Origin of the sequence: Marinobacter sp. M3C (genome assembly GCF_023311895.1) — a bacterium.
In the GTDB taxonomy this organism is placed as follows: Bacteria; Pseudomonadota; Gammaproteobacteria; order Pseudomonadales; family Oleiphilaceae; genus Marinobacter.
In genome coordinates this window covers 3851975-3868838 of record NZ_CP092284.1, presented here as the reverse complement: position 1 = coordinate 3868838, position 16864 = coordinate 3851975, and the positions used below count along the sequence as shown (strand labels likewise).

The following is a 16864-nucleotide window of genomic DNA, read 5'->3' as shown; positions in this document are numbered from 1 at the left end:
TTGCTAAAGAGTTGTTGATTTGTAACATTGCGTATTAGTAGCGGCCACGGATTCGATAAAACTCGACGCGGGGCTTTAAAACAGATACCGCACAGCAGCTGCGGCGAAGACACCGGCAGCAATCGCTGGCAACGGTTTTTGAAGGATGAGCATAGTAACGGCCGTCACCGACAAAGCAGCAAGCGCCCCTACATCGCCCTCGAATGCCATGGGCACGATGATGGCGATAAGCACAGAGCTGGCCATGGTGTTGATAAAACTCTCTATACGAGGGCTTATCCGCACGAAGGACATAATAAATACGCCGCCAAAACGGGTGGCCAGGGTCACCAGTGTCATGATCAGTATCAGTACCATAACGCCGGTTGTGGTGGTTTCAATGGTCACGAAGGCGCCTCCCCGGCATTCTCGTTGCCCGGTTTTTTCTCAAGCCAGAAGAACCCCACCACACCACCAGCAAAGGCGCCTGCAACGACGTGCGTGTTGGCAGGCAGCCATTTCCACGCGGCTAAAGACGCCAGCGCTGCCAACGCCCAGGCAACAAGAATACGCGGGCTCCTCTTTCCGCCCAAAGCCATAGCCAGCAGAAAGCAGCCCAAAACCATGTCTAACCCCAGGTTCTTCGGGTTCTGCAACAGCCCGCCAAAGTAAACGCCTAACCAGGTGCCCACAATCCACGCCAGCCAAAGCACCAGACCACCGCCCAGAATGACCTCCAGGTTGCGATTACCTCTTTGGTAATCCTGAGCGGCTACGGCCCAGTTGGCGTCGGTAAGAACCAGAAGCAGGCTATAACGTTTGGCGGGTGCAACATCTTTTAACATGGGGTAAAGCGACGCGCCCATCAGCAAATGCCGGGAGTTGATGGCAAATACCACGACCATAACGGGGATCACCGAGACATCGGCGCCCCACATATCAAGCGTGGCAAACTGCGATGCCCCGGCGAACACCAGGGTGCTCATCAGAATGGTGTCTAAAGGGGCCAGCCCTTTCTGCACCGCCGCCAAACCAAACGCAGCACCAAACGCCACCACAAAAAGGGAGATGGGGAGCATCCGCATGAGCTCGGAGCGAACCTTAGCGGGTTGAAACCGATAGGAATATAACGTGCTTTTCATAGGCGCAGGCTAGGTCGATTTTAAGGGCGTGTGTTTAAGTCGTTTTTCTATCAAGCATTGATATTCTCTTTATTTTTTATTTATTTACAGGAGCTTAAGCGGTCGTAAGCTGAGGTTCAAGTACTAAGTGTGCTACCTATTCTTATCTACAGCACCGGACCAATCGTTGCGATCACGTTATTCCAGATTCGCCGGTAGTAGGGCCAGGCAAGCACTGTAGCCAGTACCACCTGTTCGGAGCGGCCAATATAAATTTGCTGTCGCTCTCGAATGGCCATGGTGATGGCCTGGTCGCGTAGCAGTATGTTGTTTTCGTAGTTCAGGTCAAAGCTGCGTAAATCAAGATTAGAGGAGCCAATCAGGCTGACACATCCGTCGATGGTCAGAGTCTTCGCGTGCAGCAGCCCACCCTTGAATTCATGGATGCAACAACCCGCATCGAGTAGCCGATGATAATAGCTTCGACTGGCGGCAGAGACGATCCAGCTGTCGTTCACCTTGGGGTAAATCAGCATAACCGCAACACCTCGGTGGGCTGCAGCACAAAGCGCATCCAGAAGCGTTGCGTCGGGAACAAAATAGGGCGTGGAAATGGTCAGTTCGGTTTCGGCACTGGCGATCAGGTTGGCAAACAACTGTGGCGTTGCTCCGCGACGCTCCGTGGGCCCCACCCCCATCACCTGCGCCGGAAATCCTTCCTTAATAGGCTCAGCCTTAAGCTCAATTCCGTTTAGGGATTCACCGGTGGCCTGCATCCAGTCGCTGGCGAACAACAGTTGATTCTGCGCTACCACCGGGCCTTCAAATCGCAGCATGATATCCACCCAGGGGCCGTACTTCGCTTTTGGTCGAAACTCAGGATCTGCAGAATTCTGGCTACCACAATAAGTGATACACCCATCAATCACCGTGATCTTTCGGTGGTTACGCAGGTCAAGGCGACTAGTCAGAATGGTGCGTACAATGTTTCTGAACGGCAACGCCACGGCCAACTGAACACCGGCCGCATTCATTCGCTGCCAAACCCTGGATTTTATCAATGCGCGGGAACCCAGCCCGTCGGCCATCGCACGACAGGTCACCCCTCGCTGCGCAGCCCGAATCAAGGCGGCGGCCACATCACTGCCGGTATTGTCATCTAGCCAGATGTAATACAGCACATGCACATGACGGGTGGCCGCATCGATATCCGCGACCAGGCGCGCCCGTGTAGCATCGCCATCCGCCATCAGTTCGGCGGCATTGCCGTCCAGGGTATAAAACCCGTTGATGGAACCCGCGTAACGAAATGCCGGACGGTAAATGGGGTCAATCAGCCTGTTCACGTCTGCCGCGCTTCCCATGAAGTGTGCCGCTTTTGCGCTTATTTCATCGAAAATTTCGCCATGGCGCTTCTTGGCGCGATTGCCAATATCAATCTCGCCAAACAGAAAATAAACGGCACTGCCAAAGTAAGGCACCACGTTCAAAACAATAAACCACGCTAGGCGCCCAGGGGGTAATAAGTCATCGCGCAGCAGAATTCGGGCTGTAAACGCCAGAACCAGAAGAGCGTGTAGAGTAAGAACAACGGTCATCTATGATCCTAATGAATTGCTGATCAGAAGCTTGGCGCTCAAAGCGCCGTGTCAAGAAGCATCATCAGCACAAACCCTATGATAAGCCCACCCGTTGCCCAGCTTTCATGACCGGCGCGATGGGATTCGGGAATAATTTCATGACTGATCACAAACAGCATGGCGCCTGCGGCCATGGCTAAGCCCCAGGGTAATAAGTGAACAGAAAAGCCGATCAACGCTACGCCCAACATAGCCGCAACGGGTTCCACCAAACCGGAAAGGACACCTACACCAAGGGCCAATCCTTTGCTGTAGCCAACGCTCATCAAGGCCAAAGCCACCACAAATCCTTCGGGAATATCCTGTATCGCAATGCCAATCGCCAGGGCCTTGGCACCGACCAGGTCAGGCCCGGCAAATGAAACACCAATCGCCATGCCTTCAGGAAAGTTGTGCAACACAATTGCTGCAACAAAGAGCCAAACACGTTTAAGCCTTGTTGCCCGCTCGATATTAACTTCAGCGCTGGCGCCACCTTCGACGCCTTTGACAAAGTGCTCGTGGGGCACAACCCGCTCAATCATCAACAAACCCAAAGCGCCCAGTATGATACCGCCGCCAACAATGCCCCCTGCCACCCACGAACCTGCGCCCTGATCAGCGGCAGTATTCAGTGCCGGTATAATCAATGAAAACGACGTTGCTGCCAGCATAACTCCGGCACCAAACCCCATTAGCGTATCGATGAGGCGCTGCGAAAGCTGGCGCGCTAAAACCGCGGGAATCGTACCCAGCGCAGTTGCCGCAGCTGCGGCCATGCCACCCAGCAGCGCGCCCGTCATGTGCGGGTCATTCGCCGCCAAACGTACGTATATGCCGGGCACCAACGCGACGACACTGCCAATCAAAATCGTCAGAACTACCCAGTATCGCAATGCCATAAACTCACCTTGTGTTAGTAATACCGTCATCATGGCGCCTAAGGCCCTAACCGACAATCAGCAGGGGTTCATAATGCTTGAGTTCCATCATTTCCACAAAATCTGAGAACCCTGAAAGGCGCACTGAAAAGGCGGTAGTAGCCAAGCCTCTAACATTACTTGACGTACCAGTATGCTCAGCGCCATATTTACCTTGCAACGGGTAATGCTGAACACACTTTTCTCTCTTCAACACGCCACCACAGGGTTACACATGACCACCGCCACCTGGTTTATATTGGTTGGCTCGCTGTTGCTGGTGGTGGGCTTCACAGCGTCCTACATCAATACGATTCCCGTCACGTCAGCCATCGTTTATCTGGTTATCGGTGCCGTTGTCGGGCCGATGGGCTTTCGCCTGTTTCATTTCAATCCGTTGGAAGAGTCGGCGCTGATGGAGCTACTGACTGAAATAGCGGTACTTATTTCACTGTACTGCGCCGGCGCAAAAATGCCGGTACCGGTTAATTTTGCGCAATGGCGTACGCCTCTGCGGCTGGCGGTTGTGTCCATGGCGATAACGGTTGGTCTTGTAACGCTCTTTGGTTATTACTGGCTCAGTTTACCGCTTGGTGCCGCCGTATTACTTGGGGCTGTGGTGGCACCCACGGACCCAGTGCTGGCAACCGAAGTGCAAACGCGTCACGCCAACGACCCCGACCGATTACGTTTTGCCTTAACCTCCGAGGCGGGTATGAACGACGGCAGCGCTTTTCCTTTCGTGATGCTGGGCCTGGGCTTACTGGGGCTGCACGAACTTGGCGATAACGGCTGGCGCTGGCTGGCCGTGGATGTAATCTGGGCCAGTGGCGCGGGTATCGGTATTGGTATTATGGCGGGTTGTGGTGTCGGTTGGGTTGTCCATACAACCCGCAAAACGTTTACCCACTCAGAGTTGCTGGAAAACTTTCTGGGTTTGGGCCTGCTTGCCTTTGCCTATGGTCTCAGTTTGTTGGTGGGTGCCTGGGGCTTTCTGGCGGTATTCAGTGCCGCAGTAGCGTTGCGCCATACCGAGGTGAAGCATGCCGACTTCATGCACAGCTACTCGTCTGTGGCCTTCGGAGAGGCTACTGAAACGGTTGAACCTCATGCCATCGTTCACATCCATCAAAGCTCCCTGGTCTTTAACGAACACTTGGAGAAGCTTGCGGAAATTGTGCTGGTATTGTTGATTGGCGGGTCGCTTTTCTGGGACTCGTGGAGTTGGCGGGCCGTTGGTTTCGCCGCTTTTCTGTTCTTTATTGCTCGCCCCGTCAGCGTTCATCTGGGCTTGCTAGGGAGCAAGGCGCCGATGGACCTGCGCAATATGGCAAGTTGGTTCGGGGTGCGCGGCATTGGCTCGTTATACTATTTGATGTACGCGATCCAGCACGGATTACCAGAGAATGTGGCACTTGAGTTGATGCACCTGACCCTGGTTGTGATCGCACTTTCCATAATGGTTCATGGCGTAAGTGCTAAACCGGCCATTGCCCGCTTTTGGCGATCGCGAGACGCTGGGGAAAGTTCATCTTAACTGCACAATAGTGAAAAAAGGGCCGAAATATTCGGCCCTTTCTGTTCATCTAGCGGCTCGCTTGCTTTGCCGGTAAGCAGCCGCTTGCTCACACTCCTCAGGCCCGCAACGCACTCACCAGTTTGTCGATGCTGTCTTTTGCATCGCCAAAAAGCATGCGGGAGTTGTCCTTGAAGAACAATGGATTTTCCACCCCGGCATAACCCGTTGCCATTCCGCGTTTAAGGATAACCACTTGCCGCGCCTTCCAAACCTCAAGCACCGGCATTCCCGCAATGGGGCTGCCAGGATCTTCTGCCGCAGCCGGGTTCACTGTGTCGTTGGCGCCAATAACCAGCACCACGTCGGTCTGCGGAAAATCGGGGTTTATTTCGTCCATCTCCAGAACAATATCGTAAGACACGTTCGCTTCTGCCAGCAACACGTTCATGTGTCCGGGCAAGCGACCCGCAACCGGATGAATACCAAAGCGCACCGTTGTTCCGCGCGCTTTCAACAGCTTGGTCATCTCGCTGACCCCGTTCTGGGCCTGAGCTACGGCCATGCCATAGCCCGGTACGATAATCACCGAATCGGCGTTGCGCAGCTCCTCGCATACCTCCTCAATATTGGTTTCCAAAGCCGTTTGATCAGGCCCAGCGGCGGCAGAGCTCGTGCTGGTTTGACCGAAGCCACCCAAAATTACGCTGACAAACGACCGATTCATCGCTTTGCACATGATGTAACTGAGGATCGCGCCGCTGCTGCCGACCAACGCGCCGGTTACGATCAGCAGGTCATTGCCCAGCATGAAACCAATAGACGCAGCGGCCCAGCCGGAATAGCTGTTGAGCATCGAAACCACCACCGGCATGTCGGCGCCGCCAATGGCCATGATTAAATGCACACCCAAAGCGGCGGCAATCAGCGTCATCAGTACCAGTGCAATAACGCCCGGAGCCATGCTGTCGGTACCCAGGAACCAGGCGCCCAACAGCACCGACGCTAACAGCGCCGCCAGATTCATCACGTGCCGGCCTGGCAGCGTTAGAGCTTTGCTGTCGATACGGCCGTCCAGTTTGCCGCACGCAATCAGTGAACCCGTGAACGTAACGGCGCCAATAAACACACCTAAAAACACCTCCACCAGCTTAATGGTGTGCTCGGCCCCGGTCGTTTGTATCAGCGGCTCGATGTAGCCAGAAAAGCCCACCAGCACCGCGGCCAAGCCCACAAAGCTGTGCAGCAGCGCCACCAATTGTGGCATCTGGGTCATTTCCACCTTATCGGCGATAACAATGCCAATACTGGCACCCACTAGCACCGCAATCACAATAGCGACAAGCCCGCTATCACTGACGCTGGCCACTGTAGCCACCAGCGCGATAAGAATGCCGGTAACCCCGTAAAGATTGCCGCGGCGCGATGATTCCTGGTGGCTTAAACCTCCAAGGCTGAGAATAAACAGTACGCTGGCGACCACATAGGCCACACTCACAAGTCCTGAACTCATAGCGGGTGCCTCCTAGCGGCGGAACATTTTAAGCATGCGATGGGTAACCCGGAAGCCGCCCCCTACGTTGATGCTGGCAATCAGCACCGCCACAAACGCCATAATCCCGACCGCAACATTTTCCGCCTGGGCCAGATGCAATATCGCACCAATTACAATAATGCCGCTGATGGCGTTGGTCACACTCATCAAGGGTGTGTGCAAAGAAGGCGTTACGTTCCAGACAACTTGCCAGCCAATAAAGCAGGCCAATACAAACACAGTGAAGTGCCTCAAAAAGCTATCCGGTGCGTAAGCGCCAATGCCGTAAAGCGCCGCAATGGTGATAATCAGCACAACGCCCTTACTAATAAGGCTACGACGCTCCGACTCTTTGCGTGCTGCCGCCTTCTGTTCTGCTGAAGGCTCTTCGGTGCCAGGCGCAGCCTTGGGGCTGACCGGCGTGTGCGGTTGCGGCGGTGGCCAGGTTATTTCTGAATCCAGCACCACGGTCAGGCCACGGATAACATCGTCTTCCATATTCACCTGCGGCTGGCCGTTTTTCTCCGGTGTCAGCTCACTTAAAAGGTGAAACAGGTTGGTGGCGTAAAGGTCACTGGCCACTTTGGCCATGCGGCTAGGCAAATCTGTGTAGCCGATCAGCGTAACGTCATGCTTCTCGACGATTTTGCCGGGCTCGGTCAATTCGCAGTTGCCGCCACGCTCGGAGGCCAGATCGACAATCACGCTGCCAGGTTTCATGGATTTCACCATGTCCGCGGTAATCAGTTTGGGTGCGGGCCTGCCGGGAATAAGAGCGGTGGTAATAATAATGTCGACTTCTTTAGCTTGTTCCGCGAACAGCGCCATCTCTGCCTTGATGAACTCGTCGCTCATCTGCTTGGCATAACCGCCGGTGCCGCTGCCCTCCTCCTCGCCAAAATCTAATTGCAGGAATTCGGCGCCCATACTTTCAATCTGTTCTTTCACTTCCAGCCGGGTGTCGAACGCCCGCACAATCGCCCCCAAGCTGTTGGCAGCGCCCACAGCCGCAAGGCCCGCTACACCAGCACCGATCACCATCACCTTGGCCGGCGGCACTTTTCCTGCGGCCGTCATCTGCCCGGTAAAGAAACGCCCAAAGTGACTGGCCGCCTCCACCACCGCGCGGTATCCGGCAATGTTCGCCATGGCGCTTAGCGCATCCATCTTCTGGGCCCGGCTAATTCGCGGCAGGCTGTCGATAGCGAAAGTAGTCACCTTACGGGCGGCAAGCTTTTCCAGAAGCTCAGAGTTCTGCCCCGGCCAGATATAACTGACCAGAAAACCACCTTCCTTCATCAGATCGGCTTCGTGCTTACCCAGCGCCGGATTCTCCATGGGTGCGCGAACTTTCAAGATGAAATCAGCATCGCTCCACACCGAGCCAGCATCCGCTGCAATGGTCGCACCAACGGCCTCATAAGCGGAATCGTGATAATGGGCGGCCGCGCCTGCCCCAGATTCAATCGTGACCTGATAGCCCAGCCCAATCAGTTTGTGAACCGAGGGTGGCGTTGCCGCAACCCGCCGTTCGTCTGCGTAAATTTCTTTTGGAATACCGATCTTCATATAGGGATATCCTTCAGCTAAACCGATGAACTGGATGAATACTACCTATATCCTAGTGCAACTTCGGGACATTGTCCGTCTTACGTTTTATTGCGAACAACAGAAATCTCGATTAGCCGAAAACAGATCTGTGCCAAATCACGCTCAATTTATCCCCACGCGGTGGCGCGCAGCTACTTTGCCAGCTAGGTTGGAATAGTGCTGCCGCTTTGTGCGTTGATTTTTCGCGTCATATATATAGCCGCGCATGTTCATCAACGGGCAAAAACAAACGCCCCCAGGCTAAATAGAGGAAAAGGTATGATTCTGGAAGGAAAAACAGCGTTAATTACGGGTGCCGGACGAGGTATTGGACAGGGTATCGCCATGTCACTGGCGGAGGCTGGGGCCAATGTTGTGGCGGCAGATCTGGACATTAACATTGCCAGGCAAACCGCAGAAAAAGTCCAGCAATTGGGGCGCAGAAGCTTAGCGTTGGAAGTGGACGTTACGGACCCGGATTCAATTAATAAAATGGTGCAACAGGCCGAGGAGCAGATGGGGCCTATCGACATTGCAGTAAACAACGCCGGCATTCTGAGCATACACCCTGTCGCTGAACTGTCTGCGGACGCTTGGGACCGTGTGATGGATGTTAACGCCCGCGGCGTATTTCTGTGTACCCAGGCCGAACTGGCGGTTATGCGGCCGCGCAAATTCGGGCGCATCATTAATATCGCGTCTATCGCGGGTAAGGTCGGCTTTCCGAATCTGTCCCATTATTCCGCCTCGAAATTCGCAGTCATTGGTTTTACCAACGCTGTTGCCAAGGAAGTCGCAGCTGAAGGCGTGACTGTTAACGCATTATGCCCTGGCATTGTCGGAACTGGCATGTGGCGCGGGCCAGATGGCTTGTCAGCGGCCTGGGCCCAAGACGGCGAATCGGAAGAAGAGTCGTGGGAGCGTCACCAAAAAACACTGCTCCCACAGGGCGAAGCCCAAACGCCAGAAGACATGGGACAACTTGCGGTGTATTTAGCCAGCGCCGCCCACGTTACCGGTCAGGCCATTGCGGTGGATGGCGGATTTTCGCTGTAACGGAAAAACGCTTCCAGAATCACTCTATCTGAACACTCGCAAAACTGGCTTTTCACCCAATCACAAAACATCAAAAACGAAACCAGTTGGGCCCCTCTGCACCGGACCCCAACTGGCTAGACATTGAAGCGCCGCGTACTTTCGGCAATCACGTTGGCATGCTCGGCCAAACGTTGATTTTGCCTGCCAAGTTCAGCACCAATGGCGTGTGTTTCGACACTTTGACCGCGAATTTCTTCCATTTTTTGCGCAATGTCGTCTGTAGTAACGGAAATTTCCTCAACGGCGACAACAACCTGATCCATTTCCGAGTTCAAGGTAACAATCGACTGAGCCACTCCTCCCATAGCATCTGCAATCTGCGACGCATGGTGCTCGCCTTCTTTCGCGATTTTTAGCCCGTTATTAGCCAGCGTGTCCATACTAGTGGTTTGCATGTTGAGCTCGTCAATAATGCCGACAATGTTGGTGGTGGCAGCAACGGTTTTTTGCGCCAGGGTACGAACCTCGTCAGCCACCACTGAAAAACCACGCCCAGCATCACCCGCCCGCGCCGCTTCAATCGCAGCGTTTAACGCCAGCAGATTGGTTTGGTCAGCCAGACTGTTGATAACGCCAATAATGCCCGTGACTTTGGCGCTGGCCTGGGTAAGCAGTTTGACATGGCCATGGGTATCTTGAATCACGCCTGACAACAGGCGCACTGAGGTCACGCTGTCTTCAACCACCCGGGCCCCGGATTGCGCAGACTCGTTGGCGGCTTGGGTAGCAACACCGACCTGAGAGGTGCGTTCGGCCACGTCGTTCAGGGTGACGGATATTTGCTGACTGGCCGTGGCCGCCAAAATAGTTTGTGATTCAACTATTTCGTTGTTTTGCGTCAGTCGAACCATGGTTTTTTCAAGCTCGTGATGAACCTCGATCAGATCCCGCGTGCCTGCGATGGACTCTTTCATCAGCACGCCGATGTTGTCGATCATCTGATTCGTTGCTTTGCCCAGAGTGTTGAATTCGTCGTTTGGGTTATTGCCGAGTGACAGTTTCTTGGTTAAGTCGCCCTCTGACACCCGTGACAACAATTCAACCACCCGGTTGAGCTGGCTAACCAGAGCCCGCGAGGTAAGAAATAGCACCAGGACCAAAAAAGGCGCAAACAGTAAAATAGAACCAATGCTGACCATTTTGGCCGACACTTTGGCGTTTTCAGCGCTTAGCAGGGTGCGCGCAATAAGACCGGATTGCAGAGCCTCATTTTGCGTTATAACTTGCTGTTGAAGGTTGTCGCCAGCTTTTTCCGCGCTGTTTGAAGTGATGGCAATTTGCTGCAGAAGCACATCAGTCCGATCAAATACAGTACGGTACAGACTCGTAACTTCCCCAATCACGATGCTTTTCCAATCGTGCTTTTCAATAATATTTTCCAGCACCTCAATGGCTCGGTTTGAAACTTCCGACAGTGCGGGATCACGAGTATTAATGTACTTACTCGATGTGCTCTCGACTTCACTAACAGCCTCATCAATCAGGCTGAATGACAGTGACTGCAGTTCTGTCATAACAACAGCGAGTTCCTGGCGAATCCCGGTGGCGTCAGACAAGCCGAGTACGCTCATCTGCCGCAGCCATTCCCGACGCAGCGTTACATAACGCTCGGCTTCCGTATAGATGGATTCCGCAAAGCGGATAGTGCCTGGGTCGTTCAGCTGACTTGCCTGGCGTTGCAGTGCTTTGGCGTCTGATGTCAGCTCATTCAGCTTCGCCAGCGGCTCGCTCTGGTCGTCCCCGGAGAGCGTGTTGAGTTGTTTTTCAACCGCGTTCAATTTAGTAACAAGATTACTCGCGCTGGTTTCATAGCGTGATATCTGATAGACAGACTCATAAGAGGATGAAACAGCCTCTAATCCCCAGAAAATGGCCCCGGCGATAATGGTCAAGCCAGTCAGTGTTACGACGATGAGCATCCGAAACTTCTGGCGCCAGGACAAGTTGAACTTCACAGTGGAATCTCCAATGTTGTTATGGTTGTGGCGTATACAGGCAGGACATTTAACCTAGAGATCCAGCTCGGGTCAATACGGAAATGCCTGTTCTGTCAGCAACGTATCGGCATCGTGAAAGATAACTTTAGCTTCTCAGGCTTAAACGGCCACCCAACAAAAACGCCGAGGCTCTAAATGTGCTAAGGTGCCCCCCCTGACGTGCGAGTTACCAAGCATTTTTCTTATGCCTTAGTCATCCGAGCGCTTCCCTCCGGCGTTTTCTCGACATCTCGCACTCAGATCAGTGGTCTGCCCACTCCTGACCCTCTGTCGCCTCCGACAGTTGCTGTCTACATCCTATTCCGCCATCGGTTAATCCGAATTTGGTGTGTCTCATTGCGAAACCTCGCGGATCGATCGTTACCGGTCAAAGCTGAGCCCTTTTTCGCTTCCAGTTGTCGCCCTGGCCGCTCTTGCCTGTGCTCGATACAACGTTCTAAACAGGAATTATTATGAGTTTTAAAATTGCCATTCTAGGTGCAGGCCCAAGCGGCTTGGCCCAATTACGTGCTTTTGAAGCCGCCCGCGACGCCGGTGCAGATATCCCCGAAATCGTATGCTACGAAAAACAGAGCGACTGGGGCGGTCTTTGGAACTACACCTGGCGCACCGGCCTGGACGCCTATGGCGAGCCCGTGCACAGCAGCATGTACCGCTATTTATGGTCAAACGGTCCCAAGGAATGTCTGGAGTTCGCGGATTACAGCTTCGAAGAACATTTCGGTCGCCCTATCCCGTCTTACCCGCCCCGCGCCGTGCTGCGCGACTATATTATGGGCCGTGTGGCCAAGAGCAATGTACGACAGTACATCCGCTTTAACACTGCGGTGCATTGGGTTGACCACAACGAAGCCACCGGCAAGTTCGCGGTTACGGTGCGAGACTTAAAGCAAGACGAATTGAGCACCGACGAGTTCGACCATGTCATTGTTGCCACCGGGCACTTTTCGACCCCCAATGTGCCCTATTTTGAAGGTCTGGAGCAATTTCCCGGCCGTGTGCTGCACGCCCACGATTTCCGCGACGCTTGCGAGTTCAAAGGTAAAGATCTTTTGCTGATCGGCAGCAGCTATTCCGCAGAAGACATAGGCACGCAGTGCCACAAGTACGGCGCCAAATCGGTCACCTTCAGCTATCGCTCACAGCCCATGGGCTTCGAGTGGCCGGAGTCTTTCACCGAAGTGCCGTTGCTCACCGAAGTGATCGGTAAGACGGCCCATTTCAAGGATGGCACCAGCAAAAAAGTCGACGCGATCATTCTGTGTACGGGGTATCAGCATCACTTCCCTTTCCTGCCCAACGAACTGACGCTGACCACGCACAACCGGATGTACCCGGAAGGTTTGTACAAGGGGATCCTTTCCTTAGCCAACCCGAAGCTTATATTCCTTGGCATGCAGGACCAGTACTACACCTTTAACATGTTCGACGCCCAGGCCTGGTATGCCCGTGATGTGATGCTCGGCCGCATCACACTGCCGGCAAGCGACGCCATGGCCGCTGATAGTCGTGAATGGGTCGCCCGCGAGCTGAAGCTCGCCAATCCCGTCGACGAGATCGATTTTCAGGCCGCCTACATACAGGATCTGCTTGAACCTACCGACTACCCGGCGTTCGATGTAACCGCCGTTGCCCATATTTTCAAGCAGTGGGAACACGACAAGGAAGCGGACATTCTTGGATACCGCAACAAGAGCTACCGCTCCACGCTGACGGGTACCCTGGCACCGGTGCACCATACGCCCTGGATGGATGCGATGGACGATTCTCTGGAAGCCTTCCTCAAGGTGAAGCAAGCCCAGCCAGAAAAGGAGACTGTATGAATCAACCAAGCCTGAGCCAGGCTCGGTCTCGTTTCACCTCCAGCAGCATACGCTGGGGTTTTATGTGGGCCATGTGGGCCGCCGTGCTCTGGGGTGCCTGGTACGTGCCAGGGTCCGCGGTCTGGTTTGAAGCGCCGTATATTAACCTGAGCTTCGATACCAACGCCCAGTTTCTGCTGGCGGCGGCGGTGCTGACCACCTTCAACGCCATTGCCGTATTGTTCTTTCTGTTTGTCTGGAACGGGGTATTGGGCAAGCTCGGGGAATACGTTCGTACCATCAAGCAGATGCGTTACATATCCAAGTGGTTTTTCATCGGCGCCATATTTGGCGGCCCGATGGCCATCTTTGGCTCGTATCTCGCGATCGGCTACATCGGCGGGGCCTTCGCGGCCATTTCAGCGCTGATGTACCCCATCATCGGCGCCACTCTGGCCAGGCTCTGGTATCAGGAGAAGATCACCAAACGCGCAGCGGTGGGTATTTTTATCATCCTGGCAGGCGGCGTGACAGTCTATGCTCCCGGCATTATTGCTGAAATCACAGGCACCGGCGACGCCGGCTGGCTTGGCTACCTGGGCGGCGCAATGGCTGCGATTGGCTGGGGCGTAGAGGGCGCAATCGCAGGCCGCGGGCTGGATGTGGCCGATCCGGATGTGGGCATTACGGTAAGGTTCACGGCCGAAGTCCTGTATTGGGTTCTGCTGATTTTACCCGCGATTTACCTCTTCACCGATCAACCGGTTGTCGAACTGGTCATCGCCACATTTAACTGGGCGGTCATCGGCTGGCTGATGCTGGCGGGCGTGAGTTTCGCCTTCTGCTATGTCTCTTGGTACAAGTCGTTCCCACTGATCGGCGTTGGGCGAGGGCAGGCGATTGCGGCGCTGTACGGGCTTTTTGCCGTCATCTTCCTCGCCGCGTTCACCCTCGAATTTCCGGATTGGAACTTCCTTGCAGGTTTGGCTCTGTTCGTAATAGGCGGGTTTGTCATGTTCACGGAAAGCGACGAAGTGCTTGAGGTAGTCCGTGCCGTGTCGAGCGACACCAAAACGTCCACCGCCACGGCGAGTGCGTCCAACTCATGATCATTGGAGCAACCCATGAATAAATTACACATGAAAGGCCGCATTCTACAGCTGATCCATGACCAGCAGCATGTCGGCATCTGGGACTGGCAAATCACCGATGCGGTGATGAGTGAATACGGTCTTAGCGGTGCCTATTGGCGCGGCAACACCCGCGTCACACTGACTGACCTGTTTTCCAGCGGCATCATCGAAAGCGTTGAGGAAGAGCTCGATCACCAGGCCTATTTTGGCGCAGGCCGCGTGTTGTTCAAGTTCAAGCTCAACGACTTCGGTCGTCAACGGATGCGCGACACCGCACTGGCCTGATAGCCGGTGGCACCTACAATTTTCACCAAGGAGACACTATGTCTGATTTCTGGGGTTATCCGGGGGCTGACATGCTCGCCGTTGCCGTCATTATTGTGCTCAGTGGCCTGGCCCTGTACCAGGCACGCACCTTTGTAACCAAGCTTTAAACGCAAACGCTGGCCGCCCTTTCGGGCGCGCCAGCACCCATTGTGGTCACACCTTCCCCGTATGACTTCCTTAAAACGTTAATATATAAAGGTTTTCAACCTTATCTCTGGCCCACTGGGTTCTGCGTAAAAACTTCAACGACGATTTGATCGACGGATCGCTCTTAAAGCAATTTATGTTGATTCTTTGAGCCAACCCCTCCCAGCCGTAATGTTGTTCCAGCCTGGTAACAATCTTCTCAAGCGTCACTCCGTGCAATGGGCTATTCGGTTGTTCTTCACTCATGCTTTAAATACACCGTTATTCATTGAGGGTAACCGATGACATCCCGACCGAAGACTAATAAAATCTTCTAGCCTGACTGATCCGGCCGCGCCAATAGTAGCCATTAAGGGATGAGCGCATAACGCCGGACGATGTCGATGCGTGAATAAAACTGTCATCGCCCATGTAGATTCCAGCGTGCTGATCCTTTCCCTTTATATTAAAAAACACCAGATCGCCGGTGCGTAGGTTGTTCAGGGGAACCCTTTCCCCGGCGGCCAGCATCTGATTCGTGGTGCGGGGTAAACGGCGCCCTATGGCTTCGTGGTATGCAGTGGTGATGAAGCCAGAGCAGTCAAAACCACGGGCAGACGTGCCCCCGTAGCGGTAAGGCGTGCCTTCATAGCGTTCGAACACATGCCAGAGTTGTTGGGTAGCTGCCATTTCACTACCGGTAGCGGGCCGATCTGACGGCTGCCAGCGATTGTTGCCTGATGTACCAAGATCTTGATTGCTGGCGCAGCCGCCAAGGCCAAACAGTATCGCGATAGTAAACAGCGGTAGCAGCGATCGCCATGTCATTGGAATTGCCCTCGAAACGTTCAGCATTAGCCTACTGTAAAAGCCCGTGTGCTCCGTGTCAGGTTAAACATTGCGTTTATGTGTGTGCCGGTTGTTTGCGCCCCGTAACCGCAAACGCCACACCGGTAATAGAAACCACACCACCGGCTATGGCCAACACACCCAGGCGCTCATCGAACAACCAAAAGGCTTGCAGCGCGGTGACCGGCGGCACCAAATAAAACAGACTGGCCACCTGCGACGCCGCACCCCGACGAATCAGCAGCATGAGCAATAGAATGGCACCGATCGATACCCCGAACACCAGCCACGCCATGGACAACTGTAATTGGATGTCCCAGACCACCTCGCGGGTTTCAAGCGCGAACGCACCGATCGCGAAAAACACCGAAGCGGCGCTGTACTGAATAAAGGTCCCTGCCACCAGGTTAACGTTCGCACCATGGCGTTTCTGGTAGACCGTACCCACTGAAATACCGATCAGTGACAGCATCGCCCACCCCAGAGTCCACAGGGGGAAGCTCTCTATTCCAGGCCCGCCACCCAGCTTTTCCATCAGCACCAAGCTTACGCCCAGCAATCCCAGCGACAAACCCACCCACTGCCGCAGAGTAATCGACTCACGTAATATCACGACCGCCGCCAACGCCGTGACCAGCGGCTGCAGCCCAACAATCAGGGAAGTAATCCCGGACGGCATGCCACCCTGAATGGCGTAATAAACACCGCCAAGGTAACAGCCATGCACCAGCAAACCGGTAACCGCAGTGTGCCCTGCACCGCGCCACGACGGCCAGGTGACCTTTAGCACCAAGGCCAGAACGCCCAACAGCGCCAGCGTGAACAGCATCCGGTAAAGCAACAACGTGAAAGGTTCAGCGTAGGGTAAGCCATACTTGGCACCAATAAACCCCGTACTCCAGAGCCATACAAACACGGCGGGCACAACATAAACCTGGAAAGCGGAACGCATGCAAATAGCCTTTTAAACGTGGATTGGTGACTGAAATCCGGAACGCGCCTATTTTCAAGCCATAGAGTTGGTAAAGCGAGAGGTTCCACAATGAAATTGAGTTTACAGGAGATTTTTCGGTTAGCGATTGACCCCTGAGCTTTCAAAGATTAGCTTACAGACAACCCGACCCCAAAAGGGCAATCCCCTTCGGGAGATCCGGGTGCATGAAATCAAGCGCCGGCCACAAGCCGGACAACAAAAACAACACCGCCACTGTCGCCGAGATCCGGCCAGGTGGAGAGGATTTCAAAATGTCTAT

15 protein-coding genes are annotated in these 16864 nt (G+C 54.3%); 5 read left to right on the top strand and 10 right to left on the bottom strand.

Annotated features, from left to right (window positions below; all coding sequences use genetic code 11):
• Positions 1-75 precede the first annotated feature (75 nt).
• The 4 genes from MIH18_RS18125 to MIH18_RS18110 all read right to left on the bottom strand — a co-directional run bounded on the left by MIH18_RS18125 (position 76) and on the right by MIH18_RS18110 (position 3621).
• Positions 76-387 carry an AzlD domain-containing protein gene (locus MIH18_RS18125; protein ID WP_249013170.1) on the bottom strand — a complete coding sequence of 104 codons (312 nt, stop codon included), beginning with the start codon at positions 385-387 and terminating at the stop codon, positions 76-78.
• A complete protein-coding gene (locus MIH18_RS18120; protein ID WP_249013169.1) occupies positions 384-1064 on the bottom strand; it encodes an AzlC family ABC transporter permease in 681 nt (226 codons plus the stop codon). The genes MIH18_RS18125 and MIH18_RS18120 overlap by 4 nt, the downstream gene beginning before the upstream one ends.
• Positions 1065-1267: 203 nt before the next feature.
• The gene (gene cls, locus MIH18_RS18115) at positions 1268-2698 is read right to left on the bottom strand and encodes a cardiolipin synthase (protein ID WP_249013168.1); all 1431 of its coding nucleotides are present in this window, start codon (positions 2696-2698) and stop codon (positions 1268-1270) included.
• Positions 2699-2736: 38 nt separating this feature from the next.
• Entirely contained in the window at positions 2737-3621 is an 885-nt protein-coding gene (locus MIH18_RS18110) for a ZIP family metal transporter (protein ID WP_249013167.1), read from the bottom strand.
• Between the two features lie 172 nt (positions 3622-3793).
• Here MIH18_RS18110 and MIH18_RS18105 point away from each other — a divergent pair, with 172 nt between their 5' ends.
• Positions 3794-5176, top strand: coding sequence for a cation:proton antiporter (locus tag MIH18_RS18105; protein WP_249013166.1), 1383 nt, complete (start codon positions 3794-3796; stop codon positions 5174-5176).
• Between the two features lie 97 nt (positions 5177-5273).
• Here the strand turns inward: MIH18_RS18105 and pntB are convergent, their stop codons facing one another.
• Both pntB and MIH18_RS18095 read right to left on the bottom strand, forming a co-directional pair.
• A complete protein-coding gene (gene pntB / locus MIH18_RS18100) occupies positions 5274-6668 on the bottom strand; it encodes a Re/Si-specific NAD(P)(+) transhydrogenase subunit beta (RefSeq protein WP_249013165.1) in 1395 nt (464 codons plus the stop codon).
• 12 nt (positions 6669-6680) lie between these two features.
• Positions 6681-8258 (bottom strand): Re/Si-specific NAD(P)(+) transhydrogenase subunit alpha, encoded by a 1578-nt coding sequence (locus MIH18_RS18095; protein ID WP_249013164.1) that lies wholly within the window; start codon positions 8256-8258, stop codon positions 6681-6683.
• Between the two features lie 300 nt (positions 8259-8558).
• On the opposite strand from MIH18_RS18095, the gene MIH18_RS18090 reads away from it, so the two are divergent.
• On the top strand, positions 8559-9335 hold the full coding sequence (locus tag MIH18_RS18090) for an SDR family NAD(P)-dependent oxidoreductase (protein ID WP_249005938.1): 777 nt from the start codon (positions 8559-8561) through the stop codon (positions 9333-9335).
• Positions 9336-9451: 116 nt separating this feature from the next.
• Here the strand turns inward: MIH18_RS18090 and MIH18_RS18085 are convergent, their stop codons facing one another.
• Positions 9452-11332 carry a methyl-accepting chemotaxis protein gene (locus tag MIH18_RS18085; RefSeq protein WP_249005939.1) on the bottom strand — a complete coding sequence of 627 codons (1881 nt, stop codon included), beginning with the start codon at positions 11330-11332 and terminating at the stop codon, positions 9452-9454.
• A 494-nt stretch (positions 11333-11826) separates the two neighbouring features.
• Between MIH18_RS18085 and MIH18_RS18080 the strand changes: the two genes are divergently transcribed.
• The 3 genes from MIH18_RS18080 to MIH18_RS18070 are packed head-to-tail and all read left to right on the top strand — an operon-like array spanning position 11827 to position 14594.
• Positions 11827-13197, top strand: a complete 1371-nt coding sequence (locus MIH18_RS18080; RefSeq protein WP_249013163.1) for an NAD(P)/FAD-dependent oxidoreductase — start codon at positions 11827-11829, stop codon at positions 13195-13197.
• Complete coding sequence (locus MIH18_RS18075; protein ID WP_249013162.1) at positions 13194-14285, top strand: DMT family transporter; 1092 nt, start codon at positions 13194-13196, stop codon at positions 14283-14285. The genes MIH18_RS18080 and MIH18_RS18075 overlap by 4 nt, the downstream gene beginning before the upstream one ends.
• Before the next feature lie 15 nt (positions 14286-14300).
• Complete coding sequence (locus tag MIH18_RS18070) at positions 14301-14594, top strand: hypothetical protein (RefSeq protein ID WP_249013161.1); 294 nt, start codon at positions 14301-14303, stop codon at positions 14592-14594.
• A 219-nt stretch (positions 14595-14813) separates the two neighbouring features.
• Here the strand turns inward: MIH18_RS18070 and MIH18_RS18065 are convergent, their stop codons facing one another.
• The 3 genes from MIH18_RS18065 to MIH18_RS18055 all read right to left on the bottom strand — a co-directional run bounded on the left by MIH18_RS18065 (position 14814) and on the right by MIH18_RS18055 (position 16563).
• The gene (locus MIH18_RS18065) at positions 14814-15029 is read right to left on the bottom strand and encodes a VF530 family protein (RefSeq protein ID WP_249005943.1); all 216 of its coding nucleotides are present in this window, start codon (positions 15027-15029) and stop codon (positions 14814-14816) included.
• 54 nt (positions 15030-15083) lie between these two features.
• A complete protein-coding gene (locus MIH18_RS18060; RefSeq protein ID WP_249013160.1) occupies positions 15084-15590 on the bottom strand; it encodes an NlpC/P60 family protein in 507 nt (168 codons plus the stop codon).
• A 76-nt stretch (positions 15591-15666) separates the two neighbouring features.
• A complete protein-coding gene (locus tag MIH18_RS18055) occupies positions 15667-16563 on the bottom strand; it encodes a DMT family transporter (RefSeq protein WP_249013159.1) in 897 nt (298 codons plus the stop codon).
• Positions 16564-16864: the final 301 nt, after the last annotated feature.

What these genes read in the sequence shown, in the direction of transcription:
- MIH18_RS18120 (WP_249013169.1), bottom strand. Translation starts at nt 1,064, where the DNA reads ATGCGGATGCTCCCCATCTCCCTTTTTGTGGTGGCGTTTGGTGCTGCG.
- cls (WP_249013168.1), bottom strand. Translation starts at nt 2,698, where the DNA reads ATGACCGTTGTTCTTACTCTACACGCTCTTCTGGTTCTGGCGTTTACA.
- MIH18_RS18110 (WP_249013167.1), bottom strand. Translation starts at nt 3,621, where the DNA reads ATGGCATTGCGATACTGGGTAGTTCTGACGATTTTGATTGGCAGTGTC.
- MIH18_RS18105 (WP_249013166.1), top strand. Translation starts at nt 3,794, where the DNA reads ATGCTCAGCGCCATATTTACCTTGCAACGGGTAATGCTGAACACACTT.
- pntB (WP_249013165.1), bottom strand. Translation starts at nt 6,668, where the DNA reads ATGAGTTCAGGACTTGTGAGTGTGGCCTATGTGGTCGCCAGCGTACTG.
- MIH18_RS18095 (WP_249013164.1), bottom strand. Translation starts at nt 8,258, where the DNA reads ATGAAGATCGGTATTCCAAAAGAAATTTACGCAGACGAACGGCGGGTT.
- MIH18_RS18090 (WP_249005938.1), top strand. Translation starts at nt 8,559, where the DNA reads ATGATTCTGGAAGGAAAAACAGCGTTAATTACGGGTGCCGGACGAGGT.
- MIH18_RS18080 (WP_249013163.1), top strand. Translation starts at nt 11,827, where the DNA reads ATGAGTTTTAAAATTGCCATTCTAGGTGCAGGCCCAAGCGGCTTGGCC.
- MIH18_RS18075 (WP_249013162.1), top strand. Translation starts at nt 13,194, where the DNA reads ATGAATCAACCAAGCCTGAGCCAGGCTCGGTCTCGTTTCACCTCCAGC.
- MIH18_RS18070 (WP_249013161.1), top strand. Translation starts at nt 14,301, where the DNA reads ATGAATAAATTACACATGAAAGGCCGCATTCTACAGCTGATCCATGAC.
- MIH18_RS18065 (WP_249005943.1), bottom strand. Translation starts at nt 15,029, where the DNA reads ATGAGTGAAGAACAACCGAATAGCCCATTGCACGGAGTGACGCTTGAG.
- MIH18_RS18060 (WP_249013160.1), bottom strand. Translation starts at nt 15,590, where the DNA reads ATGACATGGCGATCGCTGCTACCGCTGTTTACTATCGCGATACTGTTT.
- MIH18_RS18055 (WP_249013159.1), bottom strand. Translation starts at nt 16,563, where the DNA reads ATGCGTTCCGCTTTCCAGGTTTATGTTGTGCCCGCCGTGTTTGTATGG.